15 protein-coding genes are annotated in these 19,991 nt (G+C 44.8%); 6 read left to right on the top strand and 9 right to left on the bottom strand.

Annotated features, from left to right (window positions below; genetic code table 11):
• Positions 1-74: 74 nt before the first annotated feature.
• From L4D09_RS08030 to L4D09_RS08020, 3 genes are all read right to left on the bottom strand, one after another.
• The gene (locus L4D09_RS08030) at positions 75-1,238 is read right to left on the bottom strand and encodes a glutathionylspermidine synthase family protein (protein ID WP_428456969.1); all 1,164 of its coding nucleotides are present in this window, start codon (positions 1,236-1,238) and stop codon (positions 75-77) included.
• 492 nt (positions 1,239-1,730) lie between these two features.
• Positions 1,731-2,888, bottom strand: a complete 1,158-nt coding sequence (locus L4D09_RS08025) for a malate transporter (RefSeq protein WP_428456968.1) — start codon at positions 2,886-2,888, stop codon at positions 1,731-1,733.
• Positions 2,889-3,005: 117 nt separating this feature from the next.
• Positions 3,006-3,830 (bottom strand): outer membrane lipoprotein-sorting protein, encoded by an 825-nt coding sequence (locus L4D09_RS08020; protein ID WP_428457041.1) that lies wholly within the window; start codon positions 3,828-3,830, stop codon positions 3,006-3,008.
• 385 nt (positions 3,831-4,215) lie between these two features.
• On the opposite strand from L4D09_RS08020, the gene L4D09_RS08015 reads away from it, so the two are divergent.
• Positions 4,216-6,555 carry an efflux RND transporter permease subunit gene (locus L4D09_RS08015; protein WP_428456967.1) on the top strand — a complete coding sequence of 780 codons (2,340 nt, stop codon included), beginning with the start codon at positions 4,216-4,218 and terminating at the stop codon, positions 6,553-6,555.
• Positions 6,556-6,636: 81 nt separating this feature from the next.
• Here the strand turns inward: L4D09_RS08015 and L4D09_RS08010 are convergent, their stop codons facing one another.
• Both L4D09_RS08010 and L4D09_RS08005 read right to left on the bottom strand, forming a co-directional pair.
• The gene (locus L4D09_RS08010; RefSeq protein ID WP_428456966.1) at positions 6,637-7,305 is read right to left on the bottom strand and encodes a helix-turn-helix transcriptional regulator; all 669 of its coding nucleotides are present in this window, start codon (positions 7,303-7,305) and stop codon (positions 6,637-6,639) included.
• A 462-nt stretch (positions 7,306-7,767) separates the two neighbouring features.
• Positions 7,768-8,499: a TetR/AcrR family transcriptional regulator gene (locus L4D09_RS08005; protein ID WP_428457040.1), complete on the bottom strand. Its 732-nt coding sequence runs from the start codon at positions 8,497-8,499 to the stop codon at positions 7,768-7,770.
• A 157-nt stretch (positions 8,500-8,656) separates the two neighbouring features.
• Here L4D09_RS08005 and L4D09_RS08000 point away from each other — a divergent pair, with 157 nt between their 5' ends.
• The 4 genes from L4D09_RS08000 to L4D09_RS07985 are packed head-to-tail and all read left to right on the top strand — an operon-like array spanning position 8,657 to position 14,146.
• Positions 8,657-9,739, top strand: coding sequence for an efflux RND transporter periplasmic adaptor subunit (locus L4D09_RS08000; protein WP_428456965.1), 1,083 nt, complete (start codon positions 8,657-8,659; stop codon positions 9,737-9,739).
• A gap of 2 nt (positions 9,740-9,741) precedes the next feature.
• The gene (locus L4D09_RS07995) at positions 9,742-10,821 is read left to right on the top strand and encodes an efflux RND transporter periplasmic adaptor subunit (protein ID WP_428456964.1); all 1,080 of its coding nucleotides are present in this window, start codon (positions 9,742-9,744) and stop codon (positions 10,819-10,821) included.
• 47 nt (positions 10,822-10,868) lie between these two features.
• The gene (locus L4D09_RS07990) at positions 10,869-11,084 is read left to right on the top strand and encodes a hypothetical protein (RefSeq protein ID WP_428456963.1); all 216 of its coding nucleotides are present in this window, start codon (positions 10,869-10,871) and stop codon (positions 11,082-11,084) included.
• Positions 11,081-14,146 carry an efflux RND transporter permease subunit gene (locus L4D09_RS07985; RefSeq protein ID WP_428456962.1) on the top strand — a complete coding sequence of 1,022 codons (3,066 nt, stop codon included), beginning with the start codon at positions 11,081-11,083 and terminating at the stop codon, positions 14,144-14,146. The genes L4D09_RS07990 and L4D09_RS07985 overlap by 4 nt, the downstream gene beginning before the upstream one ends.
• Positions 14,147-14,229: 83 nt before the next feature.
• Here L4D09_RS07985 and L4D09_RS07980 read toward each other — a convergent pair whose 3' ends face one another.
• A complete protein-coding gene (locus tag L4D09_RS07980) occupies positions 14,230-15,696 on the bottom strand; it encodes a sodium:solute symporter family transporter (protein WP_428456961.1) in 1,467 nt (488 codons plus the stop codon).
• Between the two features lie 21 nt (positions 15,697-15,717).
• On the bottom strand, positions 15,718-17,487 hold the full coding sequence (locus L4D09_RS07975; RefSeq protein WP_428456960.1) for an FAD-dependent oxidoreductase: 1,770 nt from the start codon (positions 17,485-17,487) through the stop codon (positions 15,718-15,720).
• A gap of 255 nt (positions 17,488-17,742) precedes the next feature.
• Here L4D09_RS07975 and L4D09_RS07970 point away from each other — a divergent pair, with 255 nt between their 5' ends.
• Positions 17,743-18,738, top strand: a complete 996-nt coding sequence (locus L4D09_RS07970; protein WP_428456959.1) for a LacI family DNA-binding transcriptional regulator — start codon at positions 17,743-17,745, stop codon at positions 18,736-18,738.
• Between the two features lie 70 nt (positions 18,739-18,808).
• On the opposite strand, the gene L4D09_RS07965 is transcribed toward L4D09_RS07970, so the two are convergent.
• The gene (locus L4D09_RS07965; protein WP_428456958.1) at positions 18,809-19,144 is read right to left on the bottom strand and encodes a hypothetical protein; all 336 of its coding nucleotides are present in this window, start codon (positions 19,142-19,144) and stop codon (positions 18,809-18,811) included.
• A 162-nt stretch (positions 19,145-19,306) separates the two neighbouring features.
• Positions 19,307-19,918 carry a TetR/AcrR family transcriptional regulator gene (locus L4D09_RS07960; RefSeq protein ID WP_428456957.1) on the bottom strand — a complete coding sequence of 204 codons (612 nt, stop codon included), beginning with the start codon at positions 19,916-19,918 and terminating at the stop codon, positions 19,307-19,309.
• Between the last annotated feature and the right edge of the window lie 73 nt (positions 19,919-19,991).

Genomic DNA, 19,991 nt, shown 5'->3' with positions numbered 1-19,991 from the left:
ATAAAATAGGAGGCTTGTCCTCCTATTTTTGTATATGCAGTGTGTGTCTTTATTCTCGACAGTGAATGGAAAGACTAGAGAATGATGTGTGGCAGATAGCGTGACATATCTTGAGTGATCCGCGAGCTGTCTTCACGAATAGAGATCCCACCGGCTTTGTCATTGACCAACCAGCTGCCAATTAACGTGTAGTAGTCGTTGAATTTTGGCAATGGATGATAGGCTTGATAAATGACACCTTCATCGCCGTATGGACCGTCAACGCGTAACGTCTGTCGTCCTTTTTCGACAATCGTAATATTGGCACCTTCACGGGCAAAAATAGGTTTAATCACATAATCTTTCAGCTGGCTGAGCGCTCGGTCATCAGGGAAATAGCTTGGTAATAGGTTTGGGTGACCTTGGTGTTTTTTCCATAGCAGGGGAAGTAAAGCTTTGTTGCTCAGCACTGATTTCCACATGGGCTCAAGCCAGTTAACATTGGCAACATCAAGATGCTGGGCATACTCTTCCCTGAACATAAACTCCCATGGATAGAGCTTGAACATCCAGCGAATAGGGCGACTTTGTAAATCAGTAAACTCATTTTTGCTGTTTAAGCCGATATCCTCTACAAAAACAAAATTGGTTGAAAGCCCTGCCTCCTTGGCACAGTCTTCCATGTATTGCACGGTACCGCGATCCTCTTCAGTATCTTTGCAACAAGAAAAATGCAGGGTTTGCCCCGGCTGCTTTAATGAGAGTTCATGGAAGCGAGCCATTAATAGCTCTTGTAGTAAATTGAATTGGTCGGCATCTCGTCGAATTGAACCATTCTTAACGTTATCTTCTAACCATAGCCATTGCCAAAAGCCTGTTTCATAAAGCGAGGTTGGCGTGTCGGCATTGTTTTCAAAGAGCTTGGCATGGCCTGTACCGTCATAGGCAAAATCAAGACGAGAATAAAGCGAAGGTTCGCGGCTGCGCCATGAATCAAGCACACCTTGCCACATCGTCTCGGGGATCTGGAAACGCCGCAGCCAATATTCATCTGCCACAACGGTATCAACTACATCGAGACACATTTGGTGAATTTCTTCTGTTGGGTCTTCTAAATCACGCTCAATTTGTTCCAGTGTAAATTGGTAATAAGCGGTTTCATCCCAATAAGGCGCATCGTACATAGAGTGAAAACCGAAACCGAAGTCTTTGGCTTGCTCGCGCCAATGTGGCCTTTCTTGGCAGTCAATCCTTAACATGCCGAGTCCATTAGTAGGTGGTTAGTGCTGTTATTTTAGCGCGTTGTAAATAGAAGGGGATACTAGGATATGGAATAAATTGGAGGTAGCGCAGGGTCAAAATGATAGAAGAGTGCTTTTTCGCGGAGGTATTTTGGATGGTAAATATGAAGGAAAATATAACGAAGTATAGAGAGGGAAATGGAGTGTATTATTTGCTTACAGTTTGAGCTTTTTGGTAGCAAATAACCCCATTCTGAATTGATATAGATCACACATTCGTCATCAGGAAAATGTATATTTACCCCCGTTAAATTTCAGTTGCATGCTGTAATTCCCTGAAAGTTTAACCATCACTACAAATAATCGTTCGGCAAGTTACTTTGAACAGTTGATGTTCACCATTTTTGAGTAGCTACTTGGCTTACCAACCTTGCTTTGACTGGGTAACTTGCTGTTTTTTTCTATAACGCTACAGAAGTATAACTTCGCGATGTAGACTAAAGTGAGTGATTAAAAATAATATTCCACAGCCATTTCAACATAACTTTCCTGCTGTAAATATGCCATAGGCTCTGTGGTGGCCATTTCTGCTAACCAAAACCCTTCAACAGTAAATTTAAGATAGTTACTTAATCGACGTGATGCCGATAGCTTATAAAGCTGAGAGTTTTTCTCAAGATCGACTAAGCCTGACAATAGCATTTCGGTGTCATTGACAGAGTTGCTTTGCCAACGGACCCCTACAAATACATCATTGTTATAAATCGTTGGTGGTACCCAGTTGCCAGTTTTGGTCTGTCGGTTGTCAAAGGTATATTCAGTGATCAGTCCTATTTGTCCATTAGAATGTGCAAAACCATAAAATGCGTACTCAAACCCTGTGACTAACGTGGTGTAGGGACGCCCTTCCCCCCATTTATGAGTAGCTTCCAACTTTAATAACAAATCGTCTTTGCTGTGTTGGGCTTCAACACCCAGCTGGGTGATATTGGCATAGTGCTGAAGATACTGGGCTGGGGTCTCTTGCAAGAAAGGTTCACGGCTATTACCTTGAAAGATGCTAAAAGCAATGTCCAGCGTATCGTGCCAATAAGTAAGGCGAGCCGCGACATCGAGGGCTTGTTTTCCTGCTGCATATACTGCGTTGTTGCTTACGGGTTTACCCAGTGATAAGCGTTGTTCGGGTTCACGAAAGGCCCGTACTTGATGAAAGGGTAATAAGAAAAGGTGGACTTCACCCCAAGTTGGCCAATATTGATAGTGCACCATGGGTTGGCCCATTTTGTCTTCATAGCCCAGTGCTAAACGTCCATCATATTGATTTACGATATTAACGGGCTGGTAAACTTCGGTGACCCCCCAATACACTTCACCTATACCAAAGGTAACCGCTTGTTGTCCTCCTTGGTAACCAATGTTGGCTTCACGTATATTCGCAAACATTGTTTCAGCTTGAGTGTCCCAACGTAGATAAGGCGATATAGCCACGCTAACGCCATTGTTATGCCAATACTGGTAACGAGGGTACATAACGATGTCGGCATTGAAATGCTGGCAGCATTGAGCGGAGTAGGTGGGATCATCGGCAAACATGCTGAGATTAAGTGAGGTATAGCCGTCTATTGCTGAGTTCGCATGGCAAGCAAATGCGGTGGTTAAACTCAGCATTATTCCACTGTACTTTGTTATGTGAAATATTTTCTGGAGTATGCGGTGCCATTTCATGGTCTGACTGGATCCATAGATAGTGCTAGAACTTGCTCGTTTGAACGGTGTGAGATCTGTTTATTGGCGCTGATAAGCAAAACGAAGTTGGTTTGGCTCGAACTGTCGGGAGTTTAGTGGTAAGCCAAGCTCAAAGTTATGCCATGTTAAACGGGTTGTACGCTGATTTTGCAAGTTGACCATGGTTGCTACATGGGCTCGCCAATACTGTTGTTGGTATTGCTGGAAGTCTGTCAGTGTCAGCACTTTTAGAGGGCTATTCTTACGGTCGAAATATTCAATTTTTCGAGGTTGAAAGATCGTCTGATCAATCCATGCAATAATTTTTGTATAACCTGAATTGGCATATTGTGGATAGCAGGCAATGACCCAATATTGCTTCCCTCCTTCACTGCGCGTATCGATAAATACGTAGCGATATTTATCGAGCTCCCACGAACTCATATCTTCATAGGCAAATTCACTGCCCATAAACGGTCCTGAACGGTTATTTGAGGAAATACGCTTAACCCGTTTAATCGACGGCAAGTAGAGCCATTGGTCATCGGCTTCGATGGCATGGCTGTAGGTGAGTAGTGTGGTACCTGCTATATCACGCGGAGCCTGAAATGCCGTAATGATCCTATCACCATCCTCGCTTTGCTCTTGCCCTTTGATGGTTAATTCACGGTGTGCGCTGTCCCCATTTGCCGCAATGATATCCATAGTGACTTGTGATGCGTAGCTTTGGTAGCCGGTATCACGATTGACCATTTCTGTCGCAATAACCAAGCCTTTTTGTTCAGCCGATAAGCCTTCTTGGGTTATCACCGTACTTGAGAAAACAGGAAGAAGAGTGTTGGTTTTATTTGACGTAGCCGAGGAGGCATTAACATTGATCACCATGCTCGCTGTGATGACGATACTGGCTGTCAAAATTAGGCGGCAATAATGATCGACAGGAGATCGAACAATGGTAAGGGGACTACGTGTCATGAGGCATTCCTTGGCTTCGTGGGGCTAACCGCGTATTGGCACAGTGTATGAGGTTAGAAAAGCTGTTACACCTGTCCAATTGGTCAGGTGAAACAGATAAACGGGCAGGTTAAAACTAATAGGCAATTTCTTAGCATAGACAGACAACAAATATATAACGTTAGTGCTAGGAGATAATTATGGATATGGAGAGCACGATAGATGCCCCCACACGTAGGTTATTACACATTGATGATGCCTTAAACATCGCCAAACTGTACTGGCGATGCAACAGTAATATCCAAGGATGGACGGAATGAAAACAGAAACCAAACAACCTCATCGCGGCTGGAAGCCGCTGCTGATCATCGGCATGTGGCTGGTGATATTAGCAGTGGCGTTTGTCGGCATGGGTAAACTCACTTTTGTGAATGACTACAAAGTGTTTTTCAGTGATAGCAACCCTGATTTAATCGCCTTTGAGCGTATAGAAGACAAATACAGTAGTAACGACAGTGTGTTGGTTGTGATCACACCTCGGCAAGGTGATGTATTTCAGGCTGACGTATTGAAGGCAGTCGCGGCCTTAACTGATAAAGCTTGGCAAACACCGCATTCATACCGGGTGGATTCGTTAGTTAATTATCAGTATACCCGTGCAGATGGGGACGAATTGCTGGTGGAGGATTTCTTTCCTGCATCTGTAGTAACTTCAGAGCATGCACTTACCCAATCCCTTGAGGAAAAGAAAGCTTATGCCATGCAACAGCCTGAGCTTGTAAACCGTATCCTCGCGGTAGATGGTCAGGCAACGGCAATTAATGTATTAGTGAATTTGCCAGGCAATAGTCAAGCCGAAGAAGTCAGAGAAGTGGCGCAGTTTTGGCAAGATATAATTGCAGAAGCACAGCAAAGTTACCCTGAGATGACGTTTTACTTGACGGGCCAAGTCATGCAAAACGACGCATTTGGTGAGGCTTCGCAGCGTGATATGGGCAGTTTGGTACCTTTGGCCTTGCTACTCATTATTCTCGGTACTGGAATATTCTTGCGAAGTGTGTGGAGTACCTTGCTCGTTACCCTGACCATTATCGCATCGATTATTTTGGCTTTAGGTGGAGCGGGTTGGTTAGGTATCGCGATTACATCCCCATCAGCATCAGCCCCTTTAATAATTCTAACGATGGCGGTGGCTGACTGTATTCACTTTTTACAAGGTGTCAGAAAAGCGCAGTCAGAGGGTAAACTGAAACATGAAGCCATTGCGTATTCTCTTCGTGTACATCGGCTCCCCATTATTTTAACCAGCGTTACGACGGCAGTTGGTTTTCTTTCGATGAATTTCAGCGACTCTCCTCCGTTTAATGACTTAGGTAATATTACCGCGATGGGGGTGCTGTGGGCGATGTTGTTGACATTGAGCTTCTCACCAGCCGTATTGTCAATTTTGCCGCAACGTAAAACGGTAAAGGCTAGGCCGAGTCGCTTGCAGCGTCCGTTAGCAACCATTGCAAAGTTTTCAATGCATCATGCAAAACTCATGGCGGTAGGCGTAATTACCATCAGCGGTGCCGTTGCTGTTAATTTGGTCAATAATAATATTGATGACACCTTATTTGAGTATTTTGATGATTCTTATGCGGTGCGTCAGGCCAATGACTTTACTTACGCCAATCTAACAGGGGTTGCGAGCATCCAATATGCCATTCGTCCGCCTGTTGGTGAAACCGTCACATCACCAGCTTTCTTGCAGCATTTAGATACGTTTGTGCAAGCGGCTCGGCAGGTTGATGGGGTATATCACGTGCAAGCGCTCACTGACATCATGAAGCGCTTGAACAGTAGCCTGCATCAAGATGATCCCAATTATTATCAATTGCCGAGTGATCCTGAATTATCGGCGCAAACTTTGCTGCTATACGATATGTCGTTGCCCTATGGCCTGACGTTGAGCAACCAGGTGGCCCTAGACAAACAAGAGCTGCGCGTTGTTGTGACTGCACGAAAAATGTCATCTAATCAGTTAGTGGCATTAGAAAGTACATTACGCCAGCAGTTGTTGAATCAATTTGGTGCTGATCAGGTTAGCCCTGGGGTGAGCCCTGACATCATGTTTGCCCATATTGGTTATCGTAATAATGTCAGTATGCTCACAGCTTCAGTGGTGGCATTGGTTATTATCTCGCTGTTAATTGGTGTGGTGCTGCGTTCTGTGCGTTTAGGCTTGATTAGTATCTTGCCCAACATTTTACCGGCAGCCATTGCGTTTGGTGCCTGGGGTTTGATGGTCGGTGAAGTCGGTTTAAGTCTCTCGGTGGTTGCGAGCATGACGTTGGGGATTGTGGTAGATGACACTATTCATTTGTTGTATCGCTACTATGCAGAGAAGAAAGCGGGTCAAAATGAGCAAGAAGCCATTGTTGCAGCGGTGAAAGAAACAGGTGTGGCGATCATTGGTACAACCCTGGTATTAAGTGTTGGCTTTTTCGTGTTAGCAACCAGCAGTTTCAAAATGAATGCAGATATGGGACTGATGACGGCTATTACGATCGTAATAGCCTTGATAATTGATCTGTTGCTGTTACCTGCGTTATTGGCACTGACAATGCGTAATGCAAAAGGGGTGGAACAAGCCCACGCGGTAACAGCAAGTTAATCTATTTCATTAATAGGGAAAATGCGCACCTTGAAGGATGAAATGAGGTGCGCTTTTCTATGTTCGAAAACGCCTGAAGTGTCAATGCCATTCTAACTCTAATGCTCTAGCGACAGCATGTGTGCGATTACTGACGCCAAATTTGGTGTAGATATTGTGTAAATGATACTTCACTGTGCGTTCGCTGATCCCCATTACTTGACCCATCTCCCAATTACTTTTACCGATTTTTAGCCAATGAAGTAATTCTTTTTCTCGAGCTGTAATCGTAGCGTTAAGTCGGCTATTTGCTTCTACTGGAGGCTTGGAAATATTGTTGAGCGTTAGGTAGAGGTGAGGCGCGAGTAAAAAAAGGGCATTGACTTCATCATCAGAGGGTTGTCGGTCGCCGAAAGACAGCATCAACATAGAGAGCTCTGATTGGCGCTGCCTTCCTGCAATCACGAGGCGTTTACCATAAGAAGGGTGAGTGATCGGATCCAGCAGTGCGGATATGGGGTGGTTGTTTTGTAATAACGAAGCAAATAACGGATCGCTGGTTAGATTGTTGTTCTGAAAGCAGGCGTTGACCTTGTCCGAGGGGAAGTCGATACAGATAGGCTCGTTATTTTTGTGTTCTGAAATATGCCCCATAATGCTAAAAATAAAGGGTATCTCTTGTTTTAGCTCACTAAACCAAGACTCAATGTCATGGTGGCTCGTAATGGTATGCAACTGCTGTGACATTTCAAACAGTCGTTCTTTATTCATTCCTTGCATCTCGCTATATCCATATAACTGGGCAATTTAGACTGAATGTATTACAAAGCTGGAGGGGTGTTTATGTTAAATCGCTCAAACTGGATTCATGTCGCTGTTCTTTGCAAAGGTATGTAATTACGTAATGTGATAACAACAAGCTGTTCAGTAATGTGTTAGGCAACTTTAAGTCTATAATTTTAGTTAACTTAATGAAAAAAAAGGTCTCTCTAACTTGTTAGTGATGGTCGGTAAAGAGACCCTTTGTACCAAAGGTGGACGCTAGTTTCACTTTTTGGGGTACGAACATCCGTTAGGAATGCAGAGAAATTGTATGCATTTTCATTAGAGTAAAAAATCTAATTTAAAAGTACAGGAAGGCAATATAGAAAGGTCAATGTGAATACTTGAAATGAAAGAGTAAAAGTGAACAGGCTATGCTGGGTTCACTTTTACTATTGTGGGAGGAGAATGTTAGCGCTCTTTGTTGCAACCCCATTCACAAGGTAGTTCAATCAAAATGTCGTTCAATTTTTCGGGGTGAAGCATTTGCTCAGGAGTGATGTTAAGACGAATAGCCATGTTTTGGTTAAACAGCTCCCAGTGGTTAAGCAAACACTGCTCGTGATTTGCCTTATCGTGCTGCCAAGTATCAAGTAAAAAAGGCTTTAGGTTTACTGCACCACTGGCAAAGATCATCATCTGCCACTTCATTTCCCAGACATTTATGGATGATTCTGGAAAATCTTTATGGAAGGTATCTACGAGTTGGTTAACGAAAGTTTCAAGTTCACCTTTGCTATCGAAGAAATAGTCCATTAGCTCATCGCCTTGCCTAACCCCATCGGTGATCAGCTGGATGGGCTTTTGATGAACCAATTGTTGAGCCAGCAACATGGTAATAAACCGATATAGAATAATATTGCTCGGTAAATTAGCTGGGATACTTTCCAGAAGTTTGTACATGTACGATAAAAAGTAGACATGCAGGCAGTCGCTAATGCTGTGCCAAATTTTTTCTTTACTGCCAAAGTGATGGCGGATCAAACTATGGGAAACCCCAGCACGTTCGCTGATATTTCGTAGCGATACCCGTTCGTAACCGAGTTCACAAAACATCTCGGCGGCAGTTCCCATTATTAGCAGCTTAGTTTCTTCGGCGGCCTGTGCGCTGCGGCGGCCTTGTTTTCTTTCAGTCATCATTATCTTGGTTTAATCCCCTACCGCCTTTTGTACCAGAAAATCGTTTTGTCGTCATCTCTGTGCTCACAGAAAACCTTTATTGTCCAGTTGTAAAATATACTTGATCTTCGATTAAATCAACATATACTGCACAGGTGTGTAATAAATACCAAAGAGAGAAATGTCAGTGAAAGGACAGCAGCCCTCACTAACCCCGTTTGCTAAATTAGCCGCCATTGTGCTGTTGGGTAGCATTCTTGCTGGGTGTAATCAGGCAAATTCAGAGCCAGCTACTGAAGTTATTAAACCGGTAAAACTGTATGAAATACCGGTTGTTGCGACACAAGAAAGCAATGAGTTTCCCGGCCAGGCTGAAGCGTCTCAGCGAGCTCAATTATCATTTCAAGTGTCAGGCGAAATTGAAAAAATGTTGGTCAATGTTGGCCAGAAAGTCGGTAAAGGGCAGGTGTTGGCGAAACTCGATGATAAGGATTATCGTTTAGCGTTTGATGCGAAATTTGCTGAACTTGAGCTAGCAAAAAGCCAATTTGAACGAGCTCAACAGTTATATGCGAAAAAATTGATTAGTACCGATCAATTTGATCGCAATGAAACGAGCTATGAGGCTGCGATAGCAAATATTGAACAGGCAAAAACAGACTTAGAGCATACCTTGATCAAGGCACCTTTTGATGGGGTTGTGTCACTTCGCTTGGTCAACCAACATCAGTTTGTTGGGGCTAACCAACCCATTTTGAATATTCAAAATGTCGACAGCCTTGATATCTCATTTAACTTGCCTGTGACGTTTGTTGAACAAGTGAACATTGAAATGATTAAAGCGACGCAGTCTTGGGTCGTCATGGATAACTTTTCTGATACGCCGATAGCGGCTCAGCTTAAAGAGCTGTCAACTCAACCCGATCGTGATACCAACACCTATACCGCAAAAGTCACTATTCAGCGGCCTGATAATTTGAATGTGTTGTCGGGGATGGCAGGTCAGGTGCATTTTGCAAAACAGCATGTTGCGTCGGCGTTACCTTTACCTGAAGGGGCATGGGTCAATAAACACGATGACCGTGGCACGGTGTGGCAATTTAATCCAGCGACCTCAGTCATTGAAGCTCTCGACGTAGCGCTAGATGAAAAAGGCAATGTCATCAGTGGATTATCGCAAGGAACAATTATTGTGATTGCCGGTGCCAAAGATTTATACCCAGGCCAACAAGTGCGTGCTTGGGAACGAGAGGGTGGTATCTAACTATGATGAAGAAAATGTTTGTTATTGCCCTATCCGTAGCTTTACTGCAAGGGTGTCAGGAGCCGCCGACGGAATTTGAACAAAAACCATTAGCTGTTTCTACCCTTACCGTTTCTGACCCTATCGATAGTCAATATAGAATCTTTAATGGACAGGTTGAAGCTGCTGAGAATACGCCATTAGCCTTTCGGGTTGAAGGCGAGTTGAAAGGCGTTATGGTTCGTACTGGGCAAGTGGTCAAGAAGGGGCAGTTGCTTGCGGTGCTGGATGCTGACAAATTCGAACAGCAACAGCGTGATGCAAAAGTGCAGTATGGCCTTGCAGCAAAACAACTTGAGCGTGGTCGTGAGTTATACGGCAAGAAAATGATTTCGAAGGCTGAATTTGACGAACTAACCGCTAACCAGCGGTTAACGAAAGTCGCGTTTGATTCTGCCAATGCACGTTTGGGGTATACCCGCTTAATCGCGCCATTTGACGGAATTATTTCTGATGTACCAAAAGAGTCGTATGAGGCAGTAACACCGGGAGAAGCGGTGCTTAGCCTCTATCAGGATGACAAGGTCTACATCAACATTCCTGTATCAGATACCGTTATCGCGATGATAAATCCACAACAACAGGTACAGGGCTATCAGCCATTGGCGCAGTTTGGTTCAGATAGCGAAGCCTTTCCTGTTCGTTATCTAAAACATACCAGTGAGCTTGAACCTCAAACGCAAACCTATCGGGTATGGTTTGAAATGCCGCAACTGACATCAACTATTTTACCGGGTACCAGTGTATCGCTGAACGTCAATATGGCTGAAGCTGGTTTAAGTACGTTGCAAGGGTATCAATTACCAATGATTGCATTAGAAGCTGGCAGAGCACATGGCCAGTTTTATGTTTGGAAAGTTACCGATGATCAGGTTGCACGAGTGGAAGTTGCCATCGAGCAAGTTAATAACCAAGGTGCGATTGTGAGTAGCGGTGTCGATTTAGGTGATGTGTTGGTTACGTCGAACCTACGAAAACTACGTCAAAATATGATGGTTTCTCCTATTCATCGGTCTGCTGATAACGCAGGTATTGCGCAGTGAAACGGGCTGTATTCAGACACAAACAAGCACTATTACGCTGGATAGTCATGATCGTAATGACGGTTTCAGGAGTGCTTTTTTTTAGTGAGCTGGGGCAGTTTTTAGTGTGGCAATTAATTGGTGTAAAAGTGCCAGGTATTGAAATAAAAGTATCTCCTGATAGAGCGATGACTTCGAGTCAGGGGCTGGGGCTCATAGCGCAAGATAAAGCGTTAGATATTGAGTTTGATTTTGCAGGATTAGCGGTGGAGACAATACGGTGAGCATTGCCGAGTATTCAATTAAAAATAAAGTGATCAGCTGGCTATTTATTGCCATTCTGGCTGTCGGCGGTGTGACATCGTTTTTAGATTTGGGGCGCTTGGAAGATCCAGCGTTTACCCTTAAAGACGCCATGATTATTGCGACTTACCCTGGTGCGACGTCTACAGAAGTGGAAGAAGAGCTGACGTATCCACTGGAGAAGGCAGTAAGGCAATTACCGTATATTGATAAGGTAACGTCAACGTCATCGTCAGGCATGACCCAAATGATGGTCAGTATGGAGATGATCTATGGTCCCGATGAGTTACCTCAAATTTGGGATGAGATGCGTCGCAAGGTCGACGACTTACGCCCGACGCTTCCGGCTGGAGTGACCTCCGTCCAAGTCATCGATGATTTTGGTGATGTGTTTGGCGTCATGATTATGATGACGGGAGAAGGTTATTCCTATATCGAACTGAAGCAATATGCTGATTACTTAACCCGCGAGTTAGATCTGGTTGACGGTGTGGGCAAGGTGAGTGTTGCTGGCGATCAACAAGAACAGGTTTTTGTTGAGATCTCTATTGATCGAATGGCGGCATTGAACCTTGACATGAACACTGTGGCGGGTTTATTGAACCAGCAAAACAGTGTTATCGCCTCTGGTGAGATGATGATCAATGGGCAGATGCTGACGATTCGACCGAATGGCAACATGAGCAGCGTTGAAGAGTTAGAAAACCTGGTTATTCATGGTCGTGATACGGGTAACCTTATCCGCCTGAAGGATGTTGCGACTATCAGTCGTGGTATTCAAGAGAAACCAACGAATATCGTCACTTACAATGGTGAACCAGCCATCAACCTTGCGATTTCTTTTTCTGCTGGTGTAAACGTGGTCGAGGTAGGCCAGCGCGTCGAGGCACGCCTTGCCGAGCTTGAAAGTGTTAAGCCTGCAGGTATTTCGCTCGACTACTTTTATAATCAAGCGCAAGAAGTTGATAAGTCAGTTAAAGATTTTATTGTGAGTCTGGGGCAGGCGGTTGCGATTGTTATTGTCGTACTGCTGTTTGCCATGGGACTGCGTAGCGGCATCATCATCGGTACGGTACTGCTGCTAACTGTATTTGGCACCTTCATATTGATGAAGTGGAATAATATCGAGTTGCACCGTATTTCACTCGGTGCCCTCATTATTGCACTGGGTATGTTGGTGGATAATGCCATCGTCGTGGTTGAAGGTATTTTGGTTGGGCTGAAAAAAGGCCGTACCAAGGTTCAAGCCTCGGTGGATATTGTTAAGCAAACCCAGTGGCCGTTATTGGGGGCGACTGTTATTGCTATCACGGCTTTTGCACCCATTGGTTTATCCTCGGATGCCAGTGGTGAGTTCATGGGCTCGTTGTTCTGGGTGCTGTGCTACTCCTTGTTCTTAAGCTGGGTGACAGCCCTAACAATTACACCGTTTTTAGCTAATTTACTGTTAAAAGATGAGCCCGAGAGAACAGATAACCAAGTAGAGGAAGACCCTTATAAAGGCGTGTTATTCGTTGTATTTGGTAGCTTGCTGAAATTCGCATTGCGCTTCCGTTGGTTAACCATGACTGCGATGTTGGTATTACTGGTTGGTTCAATCGTCGCATTTGGTCAGGTGAAACAGTCGTTCTTCCCACCGTCGAACACACCGATGTTCTATGTTGATATGTGGATGCCAGAAGGTACCGATATTCGTGAGACGATTAAACAAACCGATAAGGTTGAAAGTTACATTCGCCGCCAAGATAACGTGGAATTCGTGACCACCTCTGTTGGTCAGGGCATGCAGCGATTTTCATTGACATACCAGCCAGAGAAAAGCTACGAGGCGTACGCTCAGCTTCAGGTGCGTACTAGCAGTCGTGACAACATGTTTGCTTTGTTGAATCAGCTGGATGATACGTTAGCCGTTGAGTTCGATCAGCCGACATTCCAATTTAAGCTGATGGAGTTTGGCCCATCACCAGCGTCGAAGATAGAAGCGCGGATCATGGGGCCGGACCCTCAAGTTTTACGCGATATTGCGCTGGAGGTGGAAGATGTCCTGCTGCAAGATCCGGAATCACGCAATGTACGCCATGACTGGCGTGAGCGTACCAAAGATCTGGTTCCGCAGTTCAACGAGTCGAAAGCACGACGTTTGGGGATCTCAAAAGAAGACTTGTCGAATACATTGCAGATGGCTTATGGCGGTAGCACTATTGGTGTGATGCGTGACGGAACACACTCGTTACCTGTTATTGCTCGTTTGCCTGAAGTTGAACGAGTTGATTACGACACCCTGAAGAACCTCAAATTGTGGAGCCCTGTACAGCAGGCTTATGTACCCATTGAGCAGGTCATTGATGGTGTAGATTTAGCGTGGACCGAGCCGCTAATTCAGCGCCGAGACCGTAAACGTACGCTAACGGTATTAGCCGACCATAACGTACTGGGTGATGATACTGCCGCGACCTTGTTCGCACGTGTCCAGCCCAAAGTTGATGCACTGCCACTTCCTGAGGGCTACAGCATTGAATGGGGTGGTGAGTATGAATCGTCGAAAGAAGCGCAAGAAGGTATGATGGGCTCAATGCCAATGGGCTACCTGCTAATGTTCATTATTACCATGTTGCTGTTTAACTCATTGAAAAAGCCTTTGGTGATTTGGGCAACCGTACCGTTGTCAATCATTGGTGTTTCTATCGGTTTATTAGTTACTCAAGTACCGTTTAGTTTTACTGCGTTATTGGGGTTATTGAGCTTAAGCGGGATGATTTTGAAGAACGGTATTGTGCTGCTGGATCAGATCAACATCGAGCTGGAATCGGGCAAGGTGCCATATGATGCCATTGTCGATAGTGCTATCAGTCGTGTGCGTCCGGTAAGTATGGCAGCATTGACCACGGTACTGGGTATGATCCCGTTGGTGTTCGATGCCTTCTTTGATTCACTGGCTATTACTATTATGGCTGGCCTTGGCTTTGCAACGGTACTGACTTTGATTGTTGTACCTGTGCTGTTCGCGTTGTTCTATAACGTGAAAGCGCCGCTGAAAGCATAATTAAAATCAGCATTAAAAAGCCCCGCTTTATCTCGATAAAGCGGGGCTTTTTGCATGTAGGGCAAAGAGGTAACTTGAGGTGATTAGTTCTCAATAACCACGTTGTTTAGTTGCTTTTTTTTCATTATTTTATCCGCAACAAGTAGCATCGCAACCGGAACTAATAAACCAACTGCTTGGTTCATTACACCCATGTTCGCAGCCACCCAGTCAATTTTCGAGAATACAAACTGCAGCATAAAGCCTGCACCAGCGGTCACGACAACGGTTAGATAGGCATGCAATTTTGTTACTTTAGCAACAAATAATGCCCATAGGGTTGGCATCACCATCGGGCCCACAAACAGGCTGGTGATACTAACAATCAATCTCTCTGCACCGCCAAGGTAGGGAATTGACATACTCAGGCCAATAACTAATAGACCCAGCATGATTGTCACTAAACGGCCAACATGAATAAGCTGATTATCAGAGGCATTTGGGTTAATACGTTTGCCATAAAACTCTGTGGTTAATGCGCCAGAGAATACGTTTAATTCAGATGACGCCATACTGGCTGTTGCCGCCAACATTGATGACACCACAAGCCCTAGCATACCGATTGGCAATACTGCTTGAGCTGACAAGATGTAAGCTTGCTCTGGGTTAGCATCTGGGTTGATAGTGCTGTAGATAATGGGTGGCAGCATCCACAGTACTGGGGTGATGATATACAGTGCACCAAATAGGAATGATGCTTTACGGGCATCTTTTGGGGACTCAACACAAAGGTGGCGTTGAACGAATGCCCATTCCCCGCCTACCTTAAACACATGCACTAAAATCCAGCCAAGGATAAAGACTTGCGTATAGCTACTGTTGAAGAACGACAGGTGGCCTTCTGGCAGGTTGGCGATAATGTTTTCTGCGCCACCACCTTGCGTGATGATCATCGGCAGAATTAAACAGACCGACAGCATTAGCACCACGAACTGGGTGAAATCTGTCAGTAATACGGCCCATAACCCACCTAGGAAGGTGTATAGAATAATAACGGTACCAACAATAAGGATCAGCCAGTTTACTCCGAAGAATCCATTTTCATCCGCAAAGAAATTGCCAGGTGACAGTGGGATCAACGAACTTACAATCACTGAAACAGAATACAGCGCGACCGAGACACCGATAATGCGGGTGACAATACCGAGCCATGTATACATCTGCAGTACACCTTGACCATAACGCTGACCGACAAATTCAGCGGCAGAGGTGGCACCAGATTCTTTCCATTTACCGGCAAAGAAGTAGCCAGCGATCAGTGCCGCGATCCCCATGCTGATACACACGGTAATGGCGACGACGCCAAGCCGGTAGGCAACGCCCCCCCATACCACGAAAGTACCGGCAGAGAACATGGTCATGTAGGCAGATATACCCGACATCCACCAAGGTGACTTACCGCCAGCGGAAAACATTTCTGAACTGTTAGTCACCCGTTTGGATGACCAGTAGCCAATTCCGACCATACCGGCCAGAAAGGCTATGAGTACTACAACGTCTAAGGTGCTCATCGTTTCATTCCTATCTTTTTATTAGAATACTTTAACTTCGAAAATTCGGGCACAAGGATCGCCATGAGTCGCCGTGACGGTGATCTTAATGGTGTCACATTCAACTGGCTCTGCAAATGCGATCTTGTTATGGCGCAGGTGGTTATCTGTGATTACTTGCTGGTGGACAACGCTAGCGTTCAGTCGGCATTCGATGTGATAGTCTCTGACTATTTCTAGTGGGAAGCCTTCGCGTTGCGCTGCTTTGTTCGGCTTGGAAATCGTGATCATGATTTCATTCGAGAGGTTGGAATCGAAGTTAACCACCATTTCCGAAGCGTTGATAGCTTTGTCAAAGTGTAGGGTTAGGCTGGCATCGCTTTGTGCTAAAGGCTCCGATATCCAGAGGTTTTTCTTGTCGCTAATATTACGTTGGTAGCCATTGTTCACTTTGCTGGCCTCGAAACCAACTTGTTCAGATGAAGCTGTCACTGTCGCTTGAAGAGCAAGGTTATTTGGATCGGTATCTTGGATACCAAATAGATAGCAATCATCTTTTAGCAGGCGGTGTTGTAGCTCTTTAATGTGAGTGTTCACTTCGCGTGGTGATAATGATTTTTCGATACTCAATGCAGCAGCTGTACCAATGGCCTGACCAATTACGCCGCAGGTTGCCATCACGCGGGTGGAGCCAAATGCCATGTGCGAAGCGCTGATGTTACGACCACCCACAAACAGGTTGTCGATATTACGAGAATACAGACTGCGAAATGGGATTGAGTACATGTCGTTGGTTTCGATCCACTTGGTTGGTGAATCCTTACTTTTGAGTCCGTCTTTAACGTGCATGTCCATCGGCCAGCCACCATAAGCGACGGTATCTTCAAATACGCGTGCACCAAACAGATCGTTAGCGTTCAATACGTAGTCACCCAGTACGCGACGGCTGTCTCGCTTACCTGGCAGCATTCCGACCCAGTCAAGCACATAGTTGTCTGCGCCGTGATCGCCACCATTTTTTATGTGATCCCAAATGCCGTAAACGGCTTTAAGGAGTTCATCGCGGATCACTTCGCCGTCTTTGGTGGTATCTAATTGTGTGCCGCCGAGTTCGATCCACCAGTAGCCAGCGGTGATGTCTCGATGGCTACGATCTTTCAGATCATCTTCAGTGTAAGTATTTGCCCAATGCGGTTTTTTAAACGGTACTGGATAGCCCATGTCTTTTGATTCGAACATAAGAGTATTACCCATCATCACGTTATCCGACTGTTCTGGCGCTAGTTCTTCGTCGTATTCATGGCGGGCTTCACGGCCAGTACGCATGTCGGCACCAGCTCGCAGCGAAAGAACAGCATCACCTGTGGTATCAACAAAGTTGTGAGCAAAGAATTCAAATCGACGTTCAGTGGTTGTTTGTTCAGCCTTGATTGAGACGATGCGGTGACCATCCATTTCAACATCTGTCATATGGGTGTTGAGGTAAAGATCGAGGTTTTCTTGAAACGTGGCCTTTTCCCAAAGCACAGTATCTAAAACAGAGAATGAGTGCTGTGGGTTGATTAAACGGTTGTCCAACAGGATCTCTTCAATGATCCCTGTTTCACGGGCATTTTGTTTACTGGCATGGTAATCCGCGCCACAGATGTGCATGCGAACTTCAGAACTGGCGTTTCCTCCCAGCACAGAGCGGTTTTGGATCAACGCAACCTTAGCACCGTGACGCGCGGCAGCGAGTGCGGCGCAGACGCCCGATATACCGCCACCTACGATAAGAAGATCATATTGACGGGGTTCAAATGTGTAACTCATGGCTCTTTCTCACTATCTGTTTAGCGTTTTACTACTTGCTTAAGCGTTTAAGCGGGATGTGTGAGAATCATAATCACGGAAGTATAAACTGGGAATATTTATCGTTTATAAATGTGAACTCGGTAGGGTTACGAAGGAGTCCTCTGTGCGCTAGCTCATGTTTCTGTATAATGCGAGATGCAATGTTGCACATGCGAAAAAAGGCAACAATAGCCTTTAGTGCAGCATGAAGTAACGAATGAATTGGAGAGTTTAATGGCAGCGACATTAAGTGATATCGCGAAGCTTGCAGGTGTATCAACAGTCACTGTGTCATATGTCTTGAATAATAAGAATCGAGTCAGTGATGCGACAAAGGCGAAAGTATTTGAGGCTGCCAAGTCTTTGAATTATGTGCCAAATAGAGCTGCGAAAATGTTGGCAAGTAAGTCGACTAAGCATATTTGCTTAGTGATTTCTGGCCCTGACTATGAATACCTGACTAATCCTTATATCTATAAATTAGTTAATGGGATTGGTGCGACACTGGAAAAGCACGGCTACGAACTGACCTTGCGTATGGCGACAGCGGATAACGAGCGAACCTTTATTCAAGGTGAGTTGAACTCAAATCTTTATGACGGAGTACTGGTGTGGGGGACGCGAATGGATGATGAGTCATTCCTCTCATTGTTCAGTCAGCGCAAACCCGTAGTTTCTATTGCCCGAGATCACGATTCAAGTGATGCGAATGCGGTACTGGTTGAACACTATCAATCAGCGTATCGAATGACTGAGTATTTAATTCAATCTGGTCACCGTAAAATCATGTTTCTTGGTCGACTTGAAGCAATAAAAGCGACGCGTGATCGATTTGAAGGCTATCGTCAGGCGCTGATTGATAACGGCATTGAGTTTCAAGAAGAATGGGCTTTTACTGCGGATTATTATCAGGAAGATGCTTATCGTATTGTCACTGAAATGACTGAGATTGATTTTGATGCCATTTTTGCGGGGTCAGATCTAATGGCGATCGGTGCGATGAAAGCGCTTTTGGAGAAAGGGCTATCTATTCCTGATGACATTGCAGTCGCTGGTTTTGATAACATCCCCAACAGCGATATGTTGCCAGTTAGCTTAACCACGGTTGATACACCTATTTATCAACTGGGTGAAAAGTCGGCTGATATGCTGATCAGTATCATCGAAGGGAAAGAGACTGTACGTAGAGTCGAACTGGGGACTGAGCTGGCGATTCGAAAATCAGCTTAAGTAGCAGTTATTCATTGTGATGTTTTGATAAGGCAGAGTAGGTACTCTGCCTTTTTAATTCGTTGCCTATTTAGCCAATGATAGATTCACCAAGAATAGACTGACGTTTATGCAATAATTCTTTTGACATAGATTGTGCGGTGATCCGCATCCCTTTTTGTTCTAACCCAATCAGTAGTTGCACACGTAAATCTTCGGCTCTTTGTTCCAGAGCACGACGTTCATTATGGCCTTCTGGTTTTCCTGCTGCCTTCTCATAGCAACCAATAACCGACTTAAAGAGGTGTGATTCGAAGCTGGTACGCTCTTCTTGTTTAATGACTTTTGTTTCATCAACTTCGCCATTTGCCTTGCGGCGGTTCCAGTCTTGAATTTGGTTTTCAGCAATTAAATCGAACACACTCATAACATTACTAATCTTGTGGCTTTTTGTTAATCGCATCATAGCGTTTATGATTGAATGCCAGCTGAAAAATCATGAGCACAAATGTATCAGAATGTGTCTTTGACTGTGGTGATGTCGTATTCATCATCATTATTCTTCAACATTAGCTCAAGATAAACGGCCTTAGCGCTTTATTTCATAAGCCGCAATAAATTGACTAACGGCACCTTCAATGGCGATTTTTTGAGTTTGCTGATCAGGTGCTGGCAAGTGCGCCAGTAGTTGCGGCCAGAATATAACTGATTTAAGGTTCGCGATAAATTGCTCGGAAGCAATAGCTGGGTGCGCGACATCGAGTCGGCCAGCTTTTATCCCTTGCTCAATCCATTTGGTGAGCCCATAACAGCCATCTAAAGGCTCGAACTTTTCCAGCATTAAGTTGGCCAGAGGTTTCGAGCGGATGCATTCGCTCATTACCACTCTTGCTAATGCGAGAAAACAGGGGCTACAGAGTAGCTCAATTTCTTTTTCAGCAAGTTGGTTAAGTTGTGTTTTAACGGGTTGCTGTGGGTCAAATGGAATGTCACTGAGGGTTTTCACATTTGACAACATACGCTCGACAATCACGCTAAACAGGCTTTCTTTTGTTGGGTAATATTTGTAAAGCGTACGCTTAGACACTTCCGCTTTTTTCGAAATGGCTTCCATACTGGCTTGATCGAGCCCTTTATCGGAAAAAATTTCTATTGCTGCACAAATAATATTTTCTTGTTTAATTTCAGCAATCTTTACCATGTTTATTATCCAATTTGCTCAGCTTGCAGAATTAAAAAGTAAACGCATGTGTTTACTTTTCGTGATTCAAGGT

This window comes from Photobacterium makurazakiensis, assembly GCF_050336715.1.
Lineage (GTDB): Bacteria > Pseudomonadota > Gammaproteobacteria > Enterobacterales > Vibrionaceae > Photobacterium > Photobacterium makurazakiensis.
This window is presented reverse-complemented; position numbering and strand designations above follow the sequence as displayed.